Origin of the sequence: Streptococcus sp. 4155 (assembly GCF_013276695.1) — a bacterium.
GTDB classification, from domain to species: Bacteria; Bacillota; Bacilli; order Lactobacillales; family Streptococcaceae; genus Streptococcus; species Streptococcus pseudopneumoniae.
This window is the reverse complement of record NZ_VMLM01000002.1, coordinates 1-18,338: the sequence shown is the minus strand read 5'-3', so window position 1 is coordinate 18,338 and position 18,338 is coordinate 1. Positions and strand designations below refer to the sequence as shown.

The following is an 18,338-nucleotide window of genomic DNA, read 5'->3' as shown; positions in this document are numbered from 1 at the left end:
CAAGTACTTGTAGAAATTTTTTTATTTTGTGTGATTCGAATGTGATAATGGCAACAGTCTCACTAAAGAAATGAAAATCATACATAGAAATTTTTAAAAATTTTCTCTATCGTAAACCTGCCACTAGTTCAGAAACTATACTAGCTGATTCCAAACGTAATATGGTCATCTCATCTACCTTCCCTAATAATGGCATTGCACCATACCAAACAATAGTCTTATTCACCAAAAGAATAGGCGTTACTATTTTTGATTGAGTAAAAGACACTTTAATTTTCTGGCTCTTCAACTGGTCTAGCCATGCTTTATTTGCAACCGTCTCTGGTATACATATCTCAATTTGACTAATCCTAAATTCTTTTAGAAAATTCATCAGTTTTGTCTGGTGCACATAAGGTAAAATAAGCAGACATTCCTGTCTTTCCCCTGCCAAGTCCTCTCTCAACACCTTCTCATATCTACTATCAACATAAACGAATTGTTTCTCCTCACCCTCGATGACACGATAATCCATCTTTCGATAAGCTACTTGTCGTTTCTGAAACATCTTTTCTAAATAAGGAACATGAATATCCACATAATCGAAAATCCGCACCAAAGACTTATCCTTGTAGTTTCTATGAATCCGACCTGCATACTGAATTAAATTATTTTTCCAAGAAAAGGGTGCTGCCAATATAAGCGTGTCTAGCTGAGGCAAGTCAAAACCTTCGCCAATGTATTTTCCAGTAGACAATAAAACAAACCCTTTATCTAACTGTTCTAACGTCTCCATTAAACTTGTTCTATCTCGGACTTTGGTTTTTCCGCTAATAATATAACAGTCATCAACCTCTTTCTCTTTCAATAACTTTTCAAAGACATCTATCTGTTGAATTCGATTGACTAGAACCAAGATATTCCGCCCTTCTGCCACTTGGTCTAGAATATCCTTGATAATCAACTGATTCCTCACTGAGTCAGTAGCAATCCAATCACTAAGCTGTATAAAATTACTTGCTTTGGTCTTTTCAATCTCCAAATGACCAAAAGAAGTGAATCTTAATTGCAATTGCCGTTTAAAATCCGTTTCCCTCTTATCAGCAGTATGGAGTATCTCACCAATTCTCTGAAAAACAATAGGCTCATGACCATTCTTACGCTCAGGCGTAGCCGTCAAACCGTAAAGATACTTCCCTCTAAACTGAGCAACAACTTTTTCAAACATCAAGGCAGAGACATGATGACACTCATCCACAATCATCATCTCATACTCATCCAAAAGACTTTGACTATTTTCCAACTTAAATAGAGATTGGATCATAACGACATCAACCAGTCCACTCAACCATTTCTTAGTCCCACCGTACTGCCCGACATAGCCTATTACCCTTTCACGACCTGATGGCGTATAACGGGTAGCTTCTTCCTCTTCGAAAGTCAAAAAACACTTTAGGCGATCCAGCCACTGGTCTAAGAGTTGCCTATTATGAACTAGGATAATTGTTTTTGTTTTCCGTTCAGAGATAAGAGCAGCACCTAAAACGGTCTTTCCAAAACCGGTCTCCGCATGAAGTAAACCATTTTCTTTAGAAGTCATATCTGACAGGGCTAACTCTTGCTCAAAAGTGAGTTCTCCCTTAAATTCCACTCTAATAGACCTTTGTACCTTTCTCCTATCTTCCACAGATCCCTGCTCATACTCAATGAAAATCAAAGAGCAAACTAGGAAGCTAGCCGTAGGCAGTACTTGAGTACGGCAAGGCGAAGCTGACGTGGTTTGAAGAGATTTTCGAAGAGTATTAAATTTATCTTGCAATGGATACAGCAAACCTCTTGGCAGCCATAAATAATGATCGGATTCTCCAAATAAATACATTCGCTCAGGAATTTGATAGGTTGGCTGTCGCATAGCCTGCTTTAAATAAAATTCGGGATTAGAAAATGAAGCCATATTTTCAAGAAAAACAGTGTCTTGGGTGTCACAGACGATTTTTCAAGTTGGATCATATTGGATAAGACGACCTTCAACTCCTTATCCAATTCTTCCTTACCTAACTCCTCTTGGATTAACAGTGCCACTTTAGCAGTTGAAACCCTCTGAATTTCTTGTAGATACCTCCATTGGTCTTCATAAGGCTGAAACTGTTCATCCACAAAGACCGTTCGCCCTTGATGATAAGCTTCTCCTTGAAAAGGAAGGGCAATCAAATTACCAAATCCACCTTTAGGAAGAACATCCTGATTTGGAAACATGCGATCAAAAGAATCAAAGGACAGTTGCATACTTTCCTGCATTGCCAGTTCTAACAGTTTCTTTCCAAACAAGCGAGCCTCTCGACTCGGAATCGCTTCCTCAAAGAAGAACCAAATATGGAGTCCGTGACCCGAACGAGAAATCTCTAAATGGGCTTCCATCTGGCGTTCCCTGGCTATTCTTCGAATGGTTAAACCAGCTTCTTTCCAATCTCCTTCATCCAAATCAAGTACCAAAAAATAACAGCTATCATCTAAGTGCATAGGAAAGATACCGATAGCTGTCTCCCCACGAAAATGAGATTTCAAAACGGAATCCGTCAATGTCTGGAAACTCCGTTTTTCAGGTGACAACTGCTTCCAACCATAATCATAGGATGGAAAATACTGAATTTTCCCTTGATCATTGATAAAACTCTTAGCATAAACATCAAAACGGCCAGCAAACACGGAGGTAAACAATTGTAATTTTTCTTGCGTCGTCAAGTGACTACTTTGAAGTTGGAACATCTCCTCGAACCGAGAGCGTTCCATAACAAACTGACTCTTGTCTTTAAGACGTTTACACAAGAAAAACTCACTATCCCCATTAAAAGAAGAAAAGACATCAAGTACTTCTACCACAATTCCATCCAAAGACACAAAAACAGCCATAACAATCACCTCCTTGATTCCTATAGGCTGATTATAACAAGAATAGCTGAAATTGTACACGAAAATAAAATCCTAATAGTACTCATTTTGTATGTGGCTAATATTCCGTCTCGCTCCGGAATGTACGAGGTAAATAGAGTTTAAACGAGCAGTCTATAAAATTCAAAAAACGCATATTATCAAGTGACCTAAAACTTTGATGATATACGTTTTCTTGTGAGAATATTTGCTTCATTTTTTCCTAAAATTCAATGTTTACTCAGTATTAGGATTATGAAAAATCGAGGTCTAAATCTAGATACATTTTTTCTGAAGACAAATCATTTTGACCACCGAGCAAGAGATTTTCAAAAAAAGCTGTTAAAAACTCAGGACGTCGCTGTAAAATCTTTGCATTATCTAATACCAAGGCATCACGAAAATACTTGGCATGTTGCTGAAATGGTGTATTATCAATATCAAAACCAAACTCACGAAGATACTGAATCAAAAAGACCGTTACTGTCCGAGTGTTTCCTTCGCGAAATGGATGAATCTGCCAGATTCCTGAAATAAAATGCTGGATTTGTTTAACCACATCCGCCTGAGTTAGTGTCGCATATGCAACTTGTTTTTCCTGATTAAAATCATAATCCAAGGTCATTTGAATCATGGAGTAATCAGAGTACACAACACTTTCACCATTCAAAACAGGTTCATTCTTTGTGATATTGGTCTGACGAAATTGCCCCACCGGAATAGAGGGTTCAAATATATCTTGAAACAACTCCTTATGAATAGCAAGTAAGGTCGCAGGACTAAAGCTAAAGCCTCTTCGAGACAATAGTTCTACAATACGTAGAGAAACCAAGTCTGCCTCTTCCGTACTTGCATCAATAGTATGGTGATAAGCCGTTGCATCCTCATAAACCTGCTCGTAAGTCAGTTCACCCCGGGACTGTTTCTCAGCCAAAGATTCCATATACGCTGATGGCACTAGATTGTCAACTTTCTGCAGACCAAAACCTATCCGCCATAAGTCACGCTTAGCTTCATAAGACAAGTTTGGGTTGTCAATGTTGTAAGTTGGTTGCATAGAAATATCCTTTCAATTGTTTTTCTGTGTCATCGGTAAATGGTGAAATTGGGGTGAACTATAAAAAACATTCATAATAAGTTCTATGAAGAAGTAATAAAAGAGTTATACTCAACATCCCATGCACTCATTTGTAATGCCTTTTGGATGAATGGTTTGATTAAATGAATAATTCTAGCTTGCATACTTATCAAACTCATAGGATACACCACTCTGAACTCGTTGGTTTGTTCAAATCCCCCAACACCTGAGAAGAAACTGCAATGTTGTACTTCTCAGAGCGGTTCGAACTTAGAGGGGTTGTTGTGTAGTGAGCTGGTTTTTAATCAAAGCTATAAAATTTTAGTATTTTAATTTTAACTGACTAAATTATTATTCTCTATAAATTCTATAAATTTTTCAGGGGGATATTTAAAAGATTCAATTCCATAAAAATCTTCTAAAGCCCTAAAATTTTCAACTTTATAAGGTGACTTACCACTTATTTTTGCCTGATGTTGTCTAATTTCATTTAAATGTCTTTTACCTTTTTGTGATTTAACTACAGTAACTGTCACTATTTTTTTATAATCAGTTTTTTGCAATCCATAAAAATTTTCTAGTAGGAACAAACTCGATAATATTTTAGCTCTAACGTTAGCATATGGAATATTTTTTGAATTCTTAAACTCTATTAAATATAATTTACTATTAGCATCTACAGGAAGAAGAGGCAGAATTGTATCTACAGATTGCCATTTATCAAAGCTATGTTTTTTAAAAATAATTTCTGAAATCTTATCAAAATTATAACAAGTATATTTAGAGTTTACCAAATTATAGTTAGAATCAGAATCATATGAGCAGGTTTTAATATCGCTACGACATTCAGAAAATCTAATATTAAAATCATGTAATATAGAGAAAATTATTTTACTCACCATCAAAATCCTCCGCTAGCTCCTCAAGGCGATTTAAAGGAACATACATTTGCTCATAAATCTTATCAATCGAGTCAGTAACATCTTCAATAGAACTATTAGCAAGATAATACTTAACAGAATCATTTGTATCATTTTTTTTGCTAAATATATCAATCGCTTCAACTAAATAAGGACTATGGGAATTGATTAAGATATGTAATCCAAATTCTTTCTGAAGTAATACTATAATTTCAGCAAATTTCAATTGCCATTCTGGATGTAAATGGACTTCTGGTTCATCTAAAATGAGTGTCCCATTTTCTCTAATCACACCATTTTCTAAAAGAGATTTAATTAAATAGAACGTTTTCATACCTGAAGAATAATTGATTATATTAAGTTTTTTTTCATCTTCCTCATCTTCTGAACTATTAACAATATCAGTCTTCAATATATGATTTATTTCATTAAACACCAAATTTAATCTGTCAGTTATCTTAGCTCGTAATGTGTAAGTGTTGTTTCTTTCATCTCTAAGCTGCTCCATTAAATGAGCATTATGATCCAATTTTAAATCAATTTTATTTAAAAATTCATTTAAAAATTTAGTTGAAAATTTATTTAAAAATTTAGTTGAAAATAAATTTTCAACTATTGCAGCAGCATCATCTATGTATACTACATCTGTTTTAAAATTTATCAATTTATCTGCAGTAGCTCTATTTTTGTTAACTTCAACATTTATTTGTTCATCTTTTATTCTTAAAGAAATTAGTCCTGTCAATGGGTCGTATATATTATTTATTTGATTATGAAATTCATCAGTTAAATGAGCAGTTAAAATTTGGTTAAAGATAGATTGGTCTGACTGAGATAGAATTTCTTTTATATTTTCAGATAAAACATTTAGGTCCAAATCCTTAATATTTAATACAAAGTATTTTGAATTTCGTTTATTGAATTCATTAATTGATTCAATGATACTCTTCTTAAGGGATTCATTATTATGTTCACTATAATTTTTATCAAGAAATATCAATAAATTTTTTGAAATGATTTTTGTCAATTCTGTATAAAGGAAACTCGGAACGATTCTTCTAGCAATCCCTATTTCAGAATTATTTTTACGATTCATTTCGATATCAGAGAGATAGTCTTCTAAAAAATCATTAATTGCTTTAGTTCGATCGTTAGAAATTTTTTTTATAACATCATAATTGGCACTAAATATTGAAAATAAAGAACGACTTATTGTACTTTTTCCAGTGCCATTTTGACCTGCAATAACTGAAATTCCATTTATTTCAATTTCTGCATTCTTTACATTACCTATATTTTCTATTGTTAGTTTCATATATATTCTCCTTTCACCATGGAGGCAGTACTATCAGTTTAACACAAACTACATAAAAAAGCAGGTGTGAGGTGTAAATCATCTTCCAAGTATATCTCACTTCACACTACTTCACCAACTTCTTCATATCATCAATACGTGCAACTGTCGCGTCGTATTTGGCTTGGTAGTCGGCTTGTTTGTCGCGTTCTTTTTGGACGACTTCTGGTTTAGCATTGGCGACGAAGCGTTCGTTAGAGAGTTTCTTGCCCACCATATCTAGTTCTTTTTGCCATTTAGCCAGTTCCTTGTCGAGACGAGCCAGTTCTTCTTCGACATTGAGGAGGTCTGCCAGTGGCAAGTAGATTTCTGCTCCTGTGATGATGCTTGACATTGCGAGTTCAGGTGCAGGGATGTTTGATGCAATTTCCAAGTGTTCTGGATTTGTGAAACGTTTGATGTAGTTGACATTGCTGTTAAAGAAGGCTTCCAAGTCACTATCGCTAGTCTTAACAAGGATTGTGATTGGCTTACTTGGTGCTACGTTTACTTCCGCACGCGCATTACGAACGGCACGGATCAAGTCTTTGAGACTTTCCACACCAGTGTGAGCCGCAAGGTCTTCAAAGGCTAGATTAACAGTTGGGTATGCAGCTGTCACGATAGAGCCTTCTGAGATTTGTCCAAAGATTTCCTCTGTCACGAATGGCATGATCGGGTGAAGGAGACGAAGAATCTTATCCAAAGTATAAAGGAGAACAGAACGCGTGATGACTTTCTCTTCTTCGTTGTCACTATAAAGGACTTCCTTGGTCAACTCAACATACCAGTCCGCAAACTCATCCCAGATGAAGTTGTAGAGGATGTGTCCAGCCACACCAAACTCAAACTTGTCAAAGTTGGCAGTTGCTTTTCCGATGGTTTCATTGAGGTTGTGGAGAATCCAGCGATCTGTGACATTTCCAGCTTCCTTGTTGTCAACTTTTTCCACATTGGCAGTTGCTTGCTCAAGGGTCAAGCCTTCATTGTTCATGAGGATGTAGCGAGAGATGTTCCAGATCTTGTTAATGAAGTTCCATGAGGCATCCATTTTCTCGTAAGAGAAGCGGACGTCTTGACCTGGTGCAGAACCGTTTGAAAGGAACCAACGAAGGGCATCGGCACCGTATTTCTCGATGACATCCATTGGGTCAATCCCGTTACCGAGAGACTTAGACATCTTGCGTCCTTGCTCGTCACGAATGAGACCGTGGATAAGCACGTTTTGGAATGGTTGACGGCCTGTGAATTCCAATGACTGGAAGATCATACGAGACACCCAGAAGAAGATGATGTCGTAACCTGTTACCAAGGTTGAAGTTGGGAAGTAACGTTTGAAGTCTGCTGAGTCGACATCAGGCCAGCCCATAGTTGAGAATGGCCAAAGGGCAGAACTGAACCAAGTATCCAAGACGTCTTCGTCCTGAGTCCATCCGTCACCTTCTGGAGCTTCTTCGCCAACGTACATTTCACCCTCAGCATTGTACCAAGCAGGGATTTGGTGACCCCACCAGAGCTGACGAGAGATTACCCAGTCGTGGACATTTTCCATCCATTGGAGGAAGGTATCGTTGAAACGAGGTGGGTAGAATTCAACCTTGTCCTCTGTGTCTTGGTTGGCAATGGCGTTCTTAGCCAAATGGTCCATCTTGACGAACCATTGAGTAGACAAGCGTGGTTCAACCACAACACCAGTACGCTCTGAGTGACCAACACTGTGGACACGTTTTTCAATTTTAACGAGGGCACCGATTTCTTCCAACTTAGCAACGACTGCCTTACGAGCTTCAAAACGGTCCATGCCTGCAAATTCGAAGGCTAAGTCATTCATAGTACCGTCGTCGTTCATAACATTGACTTGTGGCAAGTTGTGACGTTGACCAACCAAGAAGTCGTTTGGATCGTGGGCAGGTGTAATTTTCACGACACCAGTACCAAACTCAGGATCTGCGTGCTCATCACCAACGATTGGGATCAATTTATTAGCGATTGGAAGGACGACGTTTTTACCGATCAAGTCCTTGTAGCGTGGGTCTTCTGGATTGACCGCAACCGCAACGTCCCCAAACATGGTCTCAGGACGAGTGGTCGCAACTTCAAGGGCGCGAGATCCGTCTTCCAGCATGTAGTTCATGTGGTAGAAGGCACCTTCGATATCCTTGTGGATAACTTCAATATCAGAAAGGGCTGTGCGTGCAGCTGGGTCCCAGTTGATGATGAATTCACCACGATAGATCCACCCTTTCTTGTAAAGGTCCACAAAGACCTTACGAACAGCTTTTGACAAACCTTCGTCAAGAGTGAAACGCTCACGAGAGTAGTCTACAGAGAGCCCCATCTTACCCCATTGTTCCTTGATAGTAGTGGCATATTCGTCTTTCCATTTCCAGACCTTGTCGAGGAATTTTTTACGACCTAGGTCATAACGTGTAATGCCTTCTCCACGCAAGCGCTCCTCAACCTTAGCCTGAGTGGCAATCCCAGCGTGATCCATACCTGGAAGCCAAAGGGTATCAAAGCCTTGCATGCGTTTTTGACGGATGATGATATCTTGCAAAGTCGTATCCCAAGCGTGACCAAGGTGAAGTTTCCCAGTTACGTTTGGTGGCGGAATGACGATTGAATAAGGCTTAGCCTTTTGATCTCCTGAAGGCTTGAAAACATCAGCGTCAAGCCATTTTTGGTAACGACCAGCCTCAACCTCGGCTGGATTGTATTTAGGTGAAAGTTCTTTAGACATGTGTGTGTCCTTTCTAGTTAATATCTTTAAATAAAATTAGTATGTAGAAGATATGCCTTGATTCAGCACATCTGATTTTTTCAGTATCTTCTATTAGTAAAAAAGAAACTGTATAAAAATTTTACATTAACTTTCTCTCATTATCTTCAGAATATGTTTATCAAAGTCCGATATAATTTTTTGAGTTCGGTTAAATTTTTCATACTCTTGGATGGCTTTTGAGTCTGCTTGTTTCTTGGAAATGCTTCCTTTTCCTTCTAAGATTTCATATTCATTAAAGGATAGAAAGCGATCAATACTATCTGCCAATCCTCGCATTGTAAACGTATTACGGCGCTCAACTAAACCCTCGATATAATCAAAATAGGCTGTAACAGTTCGCTCTAGTTGTCGAATTTCTTTTTCTTGCAAATAATTTTTGACTACCGTTACATCTGATTTGAGCACTCGTCCATCAGGTGCATGTTTCCAAGTAGTTAATCCCATTTTTTCTTTACTAGCATCAGCTTGCTGATAGATAATTTCTGCAGCCGTACTTCCAGTAATTGCATAATGAAATTTATTTTGCACCATAGCATAGAAGTTTTTAGTAATATCCGAGTTTCGATCATAATCTATGGCACATTCGGCAAAGATATCCGTAATTTGTTGATAGATTCGGCGCTCGCTAGAACGAATAGAGCGAATTCGTTCTAAAAGTTCACGGAAATAATCTTGTCCGAAAACTGTCTGTCCTTGTTTCAAGCGTTCATCATTCAAAACAAAACCTTTGATGATAAATTCTTTCAAGGTCTTGGTTGCCCAAATTCTAAATTGAGTAGCCTTGCTGGAATTTACGCGATAGCCAACTGAAATGATAGCATCCAGATTGTAATATTCAAGTTCACGTCGGACAGTTCTATTTCCCTCTTGTTGAACCTGTGCAAATTTTGCACAAGTTGACACCTTATCCAACTCACCACTATCATAAATGTTTTTTAAGTGCTTTGTAATGACACTTCGTTCAACTCCAAAGAGCTCTGCAAGACCTTTTTGAGTCAACCAAAGATTTTCATCTTGTAAAAGGATATCTAGCTGAACATGGCCATTGGGTGTAGTATACAGGATGAAATTAGAAATTTCATTCAAGACAATTTCACCTCCCCCCTTCCATAAACAATTACTTCTCTTTCTTAAACTTTATGCCGTTTTCTTTCAGCTTTTTAACGGTTACAGGACCAATTCCCTTCAAAGCGAGAACTTCTTTTTCAGTCCATTTTTTGAAATCTGAAGATGTACGAATCCCATTTTCAACAAAGATGCGAACAAGATCCATCCGGATTCCCTTCATTTTTTCCTCGCTCATAAAGGAGTACCAGTCTGTAACCTGGGATAGATTTCTTAACACACTGGAATGATTCGAAAATACTGGTTTACGACGGAATTTCTTGGCTTCTTTTGTTAAAAATTCTGTTAAGATAATATTTTCTTGTAAATAGTCAAGCAGAGGATACAAACTAGCTTGTAGCGATTCAACTGAATTTGGACAATAGCATTCTTGTTCTTCAATGTCTAAAATATTGAATTGCCAGTCTTTCTCTATGAAGAATTCAACAGCTTCATCATTGATTTCCACTAATTTTGCAAATAGCTGACTGGCTTCCTCAATTTTTCCTTGAGAAAAAGCAGAGATGATGGCATGAATAAGGATGGTATCATCCCGCTTTCCTTTATTTAATTCTTCACAATAGAAACGTTCAACCTTTAATTCCTGACCAGTAATATGATACAAGGAAAGCATACAGAAGACAAAATTAGGAGGAAAACGTTCTGGTCGCTTACTTAAGTATAAGTTAACCAAGTCCAAAGCCTTAAAGTAAAATTTTTCTGTCATATAATATTCAATCAGAAACATCAGAGCAGACAGGATAGGGCGAGCTTCAAAATAATTCCAACTATTGTATCCGTTCATTTTCCATTTTTCTAAAACTAGAACTTCAAAATCCAGTACTTTTTTAAAGGTTGGTAAATCAAAATCTTTAACTTCTGATAAGAATAAGTGAAAATCAGCCGCAAAATAATCTGGATTGATCTTTAAAACTTGCTTTAACAGTTTATTTCGCTTTTGTGTATTTGGAGTATGCATAGCTTCTCTAAATAAAGCGTGATCCTGATTCCAATCAAAAGTCCTATTTTTTAGTTGGTAATTGATTAGCTGGACATCTGGATACTCTCCATGTTCATCAGCATATTGCATCACTGCTGTATGTAGTTCATCGAAATTTTGAATGGTACGACGTTCTACAAAAGTTGGTTTTTTAGCCATTATTTCTGTCCAAGCAGCCTCTTCTTCAGAAATAATTTTGATATCCAACTTTTGCTGGCGTTTTAATTCTTTTTTTCTATTTTTCTTTTTAGCCATCTATTTTCTCCTCTAACTCATTCTTCAATAGACCCGACTCAACTGGCTTAGATATCCTTTGGGACTCAGCTACAGGCTTGAATGGGAAATCTCAGTTTCTTTGTGATTCGTTTACTTTGAAAGTTATCCCCCAAGCGTGACTAAGGTAGAGTTTTTTCCAGTTACATTTGGTGGTGGGAATCACGATTGAATAAGGCTTAGCCTTTTGATCTCCTGCCGGCTTGAAAACATCCGTATCAAGGCATTTTTGTAACGACCAGCCTAAACATAGGATGGAGTGTATTTAGGTGAAAGTTGATTAGACATTATTTTTTCTCCTTTTATGAATATTTCTTTTATATCTACGATTTATTAATACACTGTGCATGTTGTCACGATACACGTAATATCCATTATGGGTGTTTAAATAGAAATACTGTAATAACCAAATTATAGCCTTCCCAATAACTAATGATAATATGAAACAAACGAAAATAATTATAGTTGAGGCAAATAATTCAGACATCCAATCAGCTGCGGGAGTTATAAATTCGACCAATTTCATCTTAATCTTTAAACCCCAAATAATTTCGGTTAACTTTGGAATAATACTCAACATTAATAGAGTAAGAAAACTATATAGTTGAGTTCGATAGAGGTGTCTATCCATTTTCTCAGTTCTTATTGGTTTTTTCTTATATTTTTTTGTATCAAATTGAGAATTTATTTCTCCAATTAGACTAGGAATTAATATTGGCAAAAACCAGGTTAAAGCATTTATTAATTCATTTTCAACTTGATTAAATATTGCTAACAACAATATACAGATTGTTCCAGTTAGCCATGATGCTATTACTTCTTTGGTATCTTTTGCACCATGTCTAATTAGATTATGAATTCTCCACCAGAATATTAAATAAAGCGCAATAAATGAATTAAATATAAAAATGTCAGTTATTAAATCGGAATGAAAATCAATAGCTTTAGAAATAAAGTAATAAATATAGATATAATACCATAAAAACGAAATAATAAGCATCGTGGCATATACATTCCACAGTGTCTTTCCCTTTACGATATCTATTTTATTAACTTTTTGAAATATCTTGATTGATCCTGCAGTTTTTATAACAGATAATACAAATGGTAATATTAAAAGTATTACAATGATAATCCAGTTATTTATGTGATTTTTACTTATGCCATAATTAATAAAAAAATATTGAGATAAGTTGATTAAAGTTGATTCAACTAGATTTAGGTTATAAAGAATGTAAGTCAAGATTCCGCAAAATATTCCATCCCATGCGTTCATAAAAGCTAAAGATTTAGTACTTTTAGTAAGAAAAACTCTAAACTTATTAAATCGATTTTTATAGTTAAACACATATATTAGTATCAAGGCAAATTGTAAAATTATAACTAATTTAAAATCGGTAAGACAGAATACAATTAGAGATATTATTGGAAAATACGTTAGCGCATACATAAGTATTTTCCAAGTTTGAGCAAAAAGATTCTTCAATCTATTGTCAGTATTAAAATAATACATTAATTTCAATCTTTGCCTCCTAAATCTAATCTAAAGGTTGGTAAATCAAAATCTTCAACCTCTGATAAGAATGGGTGAAAATCAGCAGCAAAATAATCTGGATTGATCTTTAAAACTTGTTTTAACAGTTCATTTCGCTTCTGTGTATTTGGAGTATGCATAGCTTCTCTAAATAAAGCATGATCCTGATTCTAATCAAAAATCCTATTTTTCAGTTGGTAATTGATTAGCTGAACATCTGGATACTCTCCATGTTCATCAGCATATTGCATCACTGTTGTATGTAGTTCATCGAAATTTTGAATGGTCCGACGTTCTACAAAAGTTGGTTTTTTAGCCAGTAGTTCTGTCCAGACAACCTCTTCTTCAGAAACGACTTTGATATCCAACTTTTGCTGGCGGTTTAATTCTTTTTTCTATTTTTCTTTTTAGCCATCTATTTTCTCCTCTAACTCATTCTTCAATAAATCAAACTCTACCTCTGCTGTATTGGATATTCTTACGACCTCGGATACAGGCTTAAATGGGAAATCCCAGTTTCTTTGTGATTCGTTTACTTTGAAGGGTGTACTCCAAGCGCGATTAAGGTAGAGTTTTCCAGTTACATTTGGTGGTAGGAATCACGAACGAAAAAGATTGAGACTTTTGAACTTCTTGAGTCTTGAGAACGTCTTCATGAAGTTGTTTAGATATGTGTGTGTCCTTTCTCTATTGTATTCATTTTATTTTGAATTTGCTTAGCAGCTTCTTCTGCAGACAAATTCGTATTATTTATTTTAAAGTAGTGGTGCAACTCATTCGGTTGATATTGGGAATTTAATTGAAGTGTTTCAGCGGTCTCTAAAATTTCTCTTTCAGATACCTCAATATGCCGTTTTAAGGGTTTGTGCTTTAATCGATTCTCCGTTCGATTTCGACGTATGCACTCTTCAAGACTTGTTTCCAACTCAACAAAAAGAATCTCTTGATGATAATCATCCAACAAATTCTGAATTTGCTTTAAATACATCAGCTGATACTGATTTGAAAAATCAATTACATCTGTTAAAATTACTGATCGCTGATTTCTTGCACTTGCTCCAAGGAATGAAAAAGTGATTCCACGAACAAATTCCCACATTTCCTCTGTATAGTCCTGATAGATTTCTAGTGCAAAATCAATGGCTTGATGGTTATAAAATAGGGTAGCATCCGTCAGTCGAGATAATTCTTGACCAATGGTCATTTTTCCTGATGCTGGAGCACCAATGATGAAAAGATGCATCAAATCACCTCCCACTCGCTCTTCAGCAAGCCATATATCAGACTGTCACAGCGGTTTCCTTGAACATCCTTTCGGTCTCTTATGCGAGCTTCGAGGGTAAAGCCAAGCTTTTCCGCGACTCGTTTACTTTGAAGGTTATATCCAAAGCAAGTTAGTTCAATCTTGTGAAGACCCAAATCTTTAAAGGCTAAGTCAATCAAGGCAAGCGCTGCTTCTGGCACATAACCTCGCCCCCAATAGTCTGGGTGTAAGGTATAACCGATTTCCAGCACATCATCTTCATGGCGATGGTTGAAATCGACAGAGCCAACGATCTTATCCGTTCCTTTGACGACAATCCCGTAGCCTGCTGGGAGATTTTCCTTTTGATTACGCTCCGGAAGAATGTGCTCCAGATAATAAATCTCATCTTCCAAGGTCTTGACTGGAGGAAAACCTGCTGGATAGGCGACCTCTGGCAAACTAGCGTAGGTATGGATATCCTCAGCATCTGCCACTGTACGAACTCGTAGGACGAGTCGTTCGGTTTCTAATCGTTCTGGTAATTCAGCTCTTGACATCCTTCATCCTCGCTTTCTTAATGAAGCTCCCCATAGGGTCTACTCGGTCATCTAAATAGCGATAAACGCGCTGGTGGCCATCCCCATAAAGTAAGTAGGTGCAAAACGGTCATTTCTAAAATGTCCCTTTTCATCCAAAAGTTCTGGGTCAACAAATCGCTCAACAATCTTAGCGAAAATATGACAAATTCCCTCTTCCTCATCAATCCTATCTACCTGACATTCTAACACGACTGGACAAACCTCTAAAATCGGTGCCTGAGTCCGTTCAGAAATCTCGTAGTCTAGCCCCAGGTGTTTCAATTTCTCTCTATGACTGATAAAACCAGCCTGCTCCATCTCGAGCATGAGATTTTCATCAGGAATATTCACAGTAAACTTCTGGTAATGCTTGATTTGCTCAGCCGCATTTTCCTCAGCTCCGACACCAATGGCTAGCCAATCTCCCAAGCTATAAGAGGAGCTACAGGTCGTAATATTGTGTCCAAAATTCTGATCCTGATACCCCAAAATGAAGATAGGAAAACCATAATAGAGTTTACTTGTTTTAAAAGATTGCTTCATAACAAGCTCCTTTGACTAAGACGCAAAAGAAAATCCCTGCCATCTACATGACAGGGACGAATGTGTTTATCCGCGGTACCACCCAATTTCGGGCCAAGCCCGCATCTTTAGTCTTTAAAATAAAAAGACAGAAATATTTCATTTTTTCAGTCATTAGCAACCAGTTTTGACACATTTGTGGACTTCTCAGCGCCGCCACTTTCTGTAAAATGTGGGATTCAAAACACCTCTAATGGCTCTATTGTAGCAAGTTTTTCTCGGAAATGCAAGACTAAAGAAAAATTACTTGAACTTGATGCCATTTTCTTTCAATTTCTTGATGGTAGCTGGGCCGATTCCTTTCAAGGCAAGGAGTTCTTTTTCAGTCCAGTTTTTGAAATCTGAAGCAGACTTGATTCCTTCATCATAGAAAGTCTTGGCACGATCAAGTGGAAGTCCACCCAAATTTGCTGCAAAATCTTCTACAGAATTAACTACTTTTTGAGCTTGCTCTTTGGTAGCTTCTACTGCTTGTTCAACTTTTTTAGAAACAGCCTTACCAGCTGCGCTTGCTGACTGTTCTGCACGCTTCACGACTTTTTTTGTCTCATCTACAACCTTAGTCACAGTACTTGAAAAGGCACCTGCGCGACGGAGGCCATTTCGCAATTGTTTTTTACGATTGAGTTTCTTTGACATGATAAAATCCTTTCAATAAAAAATCCCTGCTCTGACAAGGATTTAACATAAACATTCTATCAAGATTTTAGTGAAAAATCAAGAATCTTTCTCGTTTAATAATTTCGCTCACCAAACAAGCCTTCTGGCAAATCATGGAATCCCTTGCCTACTTTGAAGTTTTCAAACTTACCAAGCAAGAACAGATAAGCATCCAAGCGACTCTCGTAGCGAATCATGGCATCTTTGGCACGCTCGTCCTGGTCTTCTTCGTAAACTTTTTGGCTTTCCTTGTGCGCCATGTCGTTAATCATGATTTGGGTATTGACCCAAGCTTCAAATTCCTTCATAAATTCTTGTTCGTAACTCATTTTTTCTCCTTATTCTAATCCACGGAAATAGTCCGTATCAATCTCACGGTAGGGATGGATATCCTGAACGTATTCCAGTACACCTTGGAATTCTCCGTTTTCATCGTGTACTGCAGCATAGGTGATGTGGACAAACTTACCTCGCGACTCAGACTTAATCCACATTTCATACTTGTCCTTGGTTCCCTCACGAAGCCCCTTCATGATGGTTTTGACCTTGTCCAAGTACTTAGGTGGATGACAGAGTTCGACATTGCGCCCAACTTGGGACGGTGTTCGTTTGAAAATCATCTCATCAGCTGGCGTATTGTCATTGTAATACTGGAAAATATCGTCTTTATTGACAAAGGTAATTTCCATGGGGAGGTGATTGAGGATGAGATTAGCCTGCTCGACTGAAAGATAGCCATTACCAAAAGACTGCTGACTATGGCGGTCCAGCACTGCTTCCTTTTCCTTAGGGGTAAAGGTAATGGTAAACTGTCCTTCTGGCGTATCAATAACCTGCTGAACTTGACCCTCTGCCGTATCTAGCTGTACAGGCTCCTCTTCACTCTTTTCCTCAACAAAACTCTGGCGTTCTGGCACCCATTTCTCAGACGGACGGATAATAGCATAGCCATAGGCATCGCTCTCCTCCGCAATCTGAAGCCAGTCATCCTGAGTAAAGGACTCAAGGAGAATCATGAGAAGGATAGATTCTTCCTTGAAAATCATACTTTCAAACTCTGTCGCAAAAGCTTCAAAAGCTTCTTTTACGCTGCTAATTGACACTTCTGGTAGTGACTTGGCTGTCGCTAAAGCTGTTTGAAAGAGTTCCCTGATCTGATCATCCACTCCCCACATAACTTTTGGAGGTGAATCGTGTCCATAGCGCTCCATGATGGGGAAGAAGAGCTCTTCCTTACGTTGGTAATGGATGTCAAATTGCCCCAAAAGACCCATCTGACGCACCAAGCCCTTGCGCATCTCCGCCAGCATTTCTTCATCTTCCATAGACTCATAGGTATCCAACAATCTCCGAATACGAATCAAGGCCGCACGGAGGGCTAGATTTTCTTCTTTGAAAATCCGAACTGGGTGACCTGGGTGCTCGGTATCTGCAACTTCGACATCCTTAACAGCATTTTTAAAAAGATTGGCATGAACATCACAGAGTTCCATGACATCTTCAAAGGTGACACCTGAGTCTGAGTTCATCAGCTCGTGCTCCATAAGGGAAATCTCGATGGCTGAAACACCTGTAAAGGTCGCATCAAAGCGCTCCTGAACCGACTCAGGAGAGGAGCCATTATGCAATTCTAACAAAATATCCCGCAGGACATGAATTCGTTCATCTGCCATTAGTCTAACCCAATCACTTCGTAACCGTTTGCTTCCAGCGTGCGGACAATCTTGTCCATAGGAGTTCCTTCAAGCTTAGAACCTTGTTTGAGCGATACTTTACGACCAACTGTGTTGCGCATTAAGGGATTGGCAAGGGGTTTAAAACCCAACTCCACTAGAATTTCCAAGACTTCTGGATGCTTGTCCACCACTTCTGCAACGGGAATTGACACATCGATGATATTGTCCATGACGACCTCCTTTGTATGTTCTAATACTCAATGAAAATCAAAGAGCAAACTAGGAAGCTAGCCGCAGGTTGCTCAAAACAGTGTTTTGAGGTTGTGGATAGAACTGACGAAGTCAGATCAAAATACTGTTTTGAGGTTGCAGATGGACGCTGACCTGGTTTGAAGAGATTTTCGAAGAGTATAAAATGATTTTACTGCTTATATAGTCATTTAGTTTTTAAAAAGCGTTCCAACCATTCAAAAATAGTTGGGACTTCCCTTAATAAATCTGTTACTTTCTTTTTCAAGATAGCCCAAGCTTGCTCAATAGGATTCAAATCTGGTGAATAAGGCGGTAGAGGTAAGAAAAAGTGTTTATCTTGGATGCAGAGTTCATCCAAAATGTTCTTGGGATCAAAACTAGCATTGTCCACGATAATAACATGAGGTGTCTTC

17 protein-coding genes and 3 pseudogenes are annotated in these 18,338 nt (G+C 37.7%); 1 reads left to right on the top strand and 19 read right to left on the bottom strand.

Translation table 11 applies throughout. From position 1 onward, the window contains the following. Positions 1–106: 106 nt before the first annotated feature. The 18 genes and pseudogenes from HT715_RS00355 to HT715_RS00270 form a co-directional block, all read right to left on the bottom strand. Positions 107–1,684: pseudogene (locus tag HT715_RS00355) on the bottom strand (DEAD/DEAH box helicase family protein); the annotation flags it as partial. Positions 1,685–1,783: 99 nt separating this feature from the next. Continuing rightward, positions 1,784–2,889 (bottom strand): annotated as a pseudogene (locus tag HT715_RS00350) (DEAD/DEAH box helicase); the annotation flags it as partial. A gap of 271 nt (positions 2,890–3,160) precedes the next feature. Then, a complete protein-coding gene (locus HT715_RS00345; protein ID WP_023936623.1) occupies positions 3,161–3,964 on the bottom strand; it encodes a Fic/DOC family protein in 804 nt (267 codons plus the stop codon). Between the two features lie 356 nt (positions 3,965–4,320). Next, complete coding sequence (locus tag HT715_RS00340) at positions 4,321–4,887, bottom strand: hypothetical protein (RefSeq protein ID WP_138706792.1); 567 nt, start codon at positions 4,885–4,887, stop codon at positions 4,321–4,323. Then, on the bottom strand, positions 4,877–6,220 hold the full coding sequence (locus tag HT715_RS00335) for an AAA family ATPase (RefSeq protein ID WP_000778677.1): 1,344 nt from the start codon (positions 6,218–6,220) through the stop codon (positions 4,877–4,879). Before HT715_RS00335 ends, HT715_RS00340 begins: the two co-directional genes overlap by 11 nt. Before the next feature lie 106 nt (positions 6,221–6,326). Beyond that, complete coding sequence (locus HT715_RS00330; RefSeq protein ID WP_138706790.1) at positions 6,327–8,978, bottom strand: valine--tRNA ligase; 2,652 nt, start codon at positions 8,976–8,978, stop codon at positions 6,327–6,329. Positions 8,979–9,104: 126 nt separating this feature from the next. Then, positions 9,105–10,106 (bottom strand): virulence RhuM family protein, encoded by a 1,002-nt coding sequence (locus tag HT715_RS00325; protein ID WP_031243479.1) that lies wholly within the window; start codon positions 10,104–10,106, stop codon positions 9,105–9,107. A 31-nt stretch (positions 10,107–10,137) separates the two neighbouring features. Beyond that, on the bottom strand, positions 10,138–11,379 hold the full coding sequence (locus HT715_RS00320) for a hypothetical protein (protein WP_050971555.1): 1,242 nt from the start codon (positions 11,377–11,379) through the stop codon (positions 10,138–10,140). A gap of 298 nt (positions 11,380–11,677) precedes the next feature. Next, entirely contained in the window at positions 11,678–12,910 is a 1,233-nt protein-coding gene (locus tag HT715_RS00315) for a beta-carotene 15,15'-monooxygenase (RefSeq protein WP_166732056.1), read from the bottom strand. Positions 12,911–12,915: 5 nt separating this feature from the next. Further along, on the bottom strand, positions 12,916–13,071 hold the full coding sequence (locus HT715_RS00310) for a hypothetical protein (protein ID WP_004237269.1): 156 nt from the start codon (positions 13,069–13,071) through the stop codon (positions 12,916–12,918). Positions 13,072–13,101: 30 nt separating this feature from the next. After that, complete coding sequence (locus tag HT715_RS00305; protein ID WP_007284866.1) at positions 13,102–13,299, bottom strand: hypothetical protein; 198 nt, start codon at positions 13,297–13,299, stop codon at positions 13,102–13,104. A gap of 296 nt (positions 13,300–13,595) precedes the next feature. Next, positions 13,596–14,174: an AAA family ATPase gene (locus HT715_RS00300; RefSeq protein ID WP_031222973.1), complete on the bottom strand. Its 579-nt coding sequence runs from the start codon at positions 14,172–14,174 to the stop codon at positions 13,596–13,598. Continuing rightward, on the bottom strand, positions 14,174–14,734 hold the full coding sequence (locus HT715_RS00295; protein WP_023933266.1) for a GNAT family protein: 561 nt from the start codon (positions 14,732–14,734) through the stop codon (positions 14,174–14,176). The genes HT715_RS00300 and HT715_RS00295 overlap by 1 nt, the downstream gene beginning before the upstream one ends. Further along, positions 14,721–15,298, bottom strand: a pseudogene (locus tag HT715_RS00290) (flavin reductase family protein). Before HT715_RS00290 ends, HT715_RS00295 begins: the two are co-directional and overlap by 14 nt. A 282-nt stretch (positions 15,299–15,580) precedes the next feature. Beyond that, a complete protein-coding gene (locus tag HT715_RS00285; protein ID WP_050136464.1) occupies positions 15,581–15,976 on the bottom strand; it encodes a helix-hairpin-helix domain-containing protein in 396 nt (131 codons plus the stop codon). Between the two features lie 95 nt (positions 15,977–16,071). Next, a complete protein-coding gene (locus tag HT715_RS00280) occupies positions 16,072–16,326 on the bottom strand; it encodes a DUF1912 family protein (protein ID WP_023933271.1) in 255 nt (84 codons plus the stop codon). Positions 16,327–16,335: 9 nt separating this feature from the next. After that, positions 16,336–17,670 (bottom strand): DUF438 domain-containing protein, encoded by a 1,335-nt coding sequence (locus HT715_RS00275; protein ID WP_138707075.1) that lies wholly within the window; start codon positions 17,668–17,670, stop codon positions 16,336–16,338. After that, positions 17,670–17,903 (bottom strand): DUF1858 domain-containing protein, encoded by a 234-nt coding sequence (locus tag HT715_RS00270; RefSeq protein WP_000368739.1) that lies wholly within the window; start codon positions 17,901–17,903, stop codon positions 17,670–17,672. Before HT715_RS00270 ends, HT715_RS00275 begins: the two co-directional genes overlap by 1 nt. 30 nt (positions 17,904–17,933) lie before the next feature. Here HT715_RS00270 and HT715_RS00265 point away from each other — a divergent pair, with 30 nt between their 5' ends. Continuing rightward, on the top strand, positions 17,934–18,056 hold the full coding sequence (locus HT715_RS00265; protein WP_007285182.1) for a hypothetical protein: 123 nt from the start codon (positions 17,934–17,936) through the stop codon (positions 18,054–18,056). A 53-nt stretch (positions 18,057–18,109) separates the two neighbouring features. Here the strand turns inward: HT715_RS00265 and HT715_RS00260 are convergent. Further along, on the bottom strand, positions 18,110–18,338 hold a 229-nt coding region (locus HT715_RS00260), incomplete at its 5' end, for a transposase (RefSeq protein ID WP_172922780.1).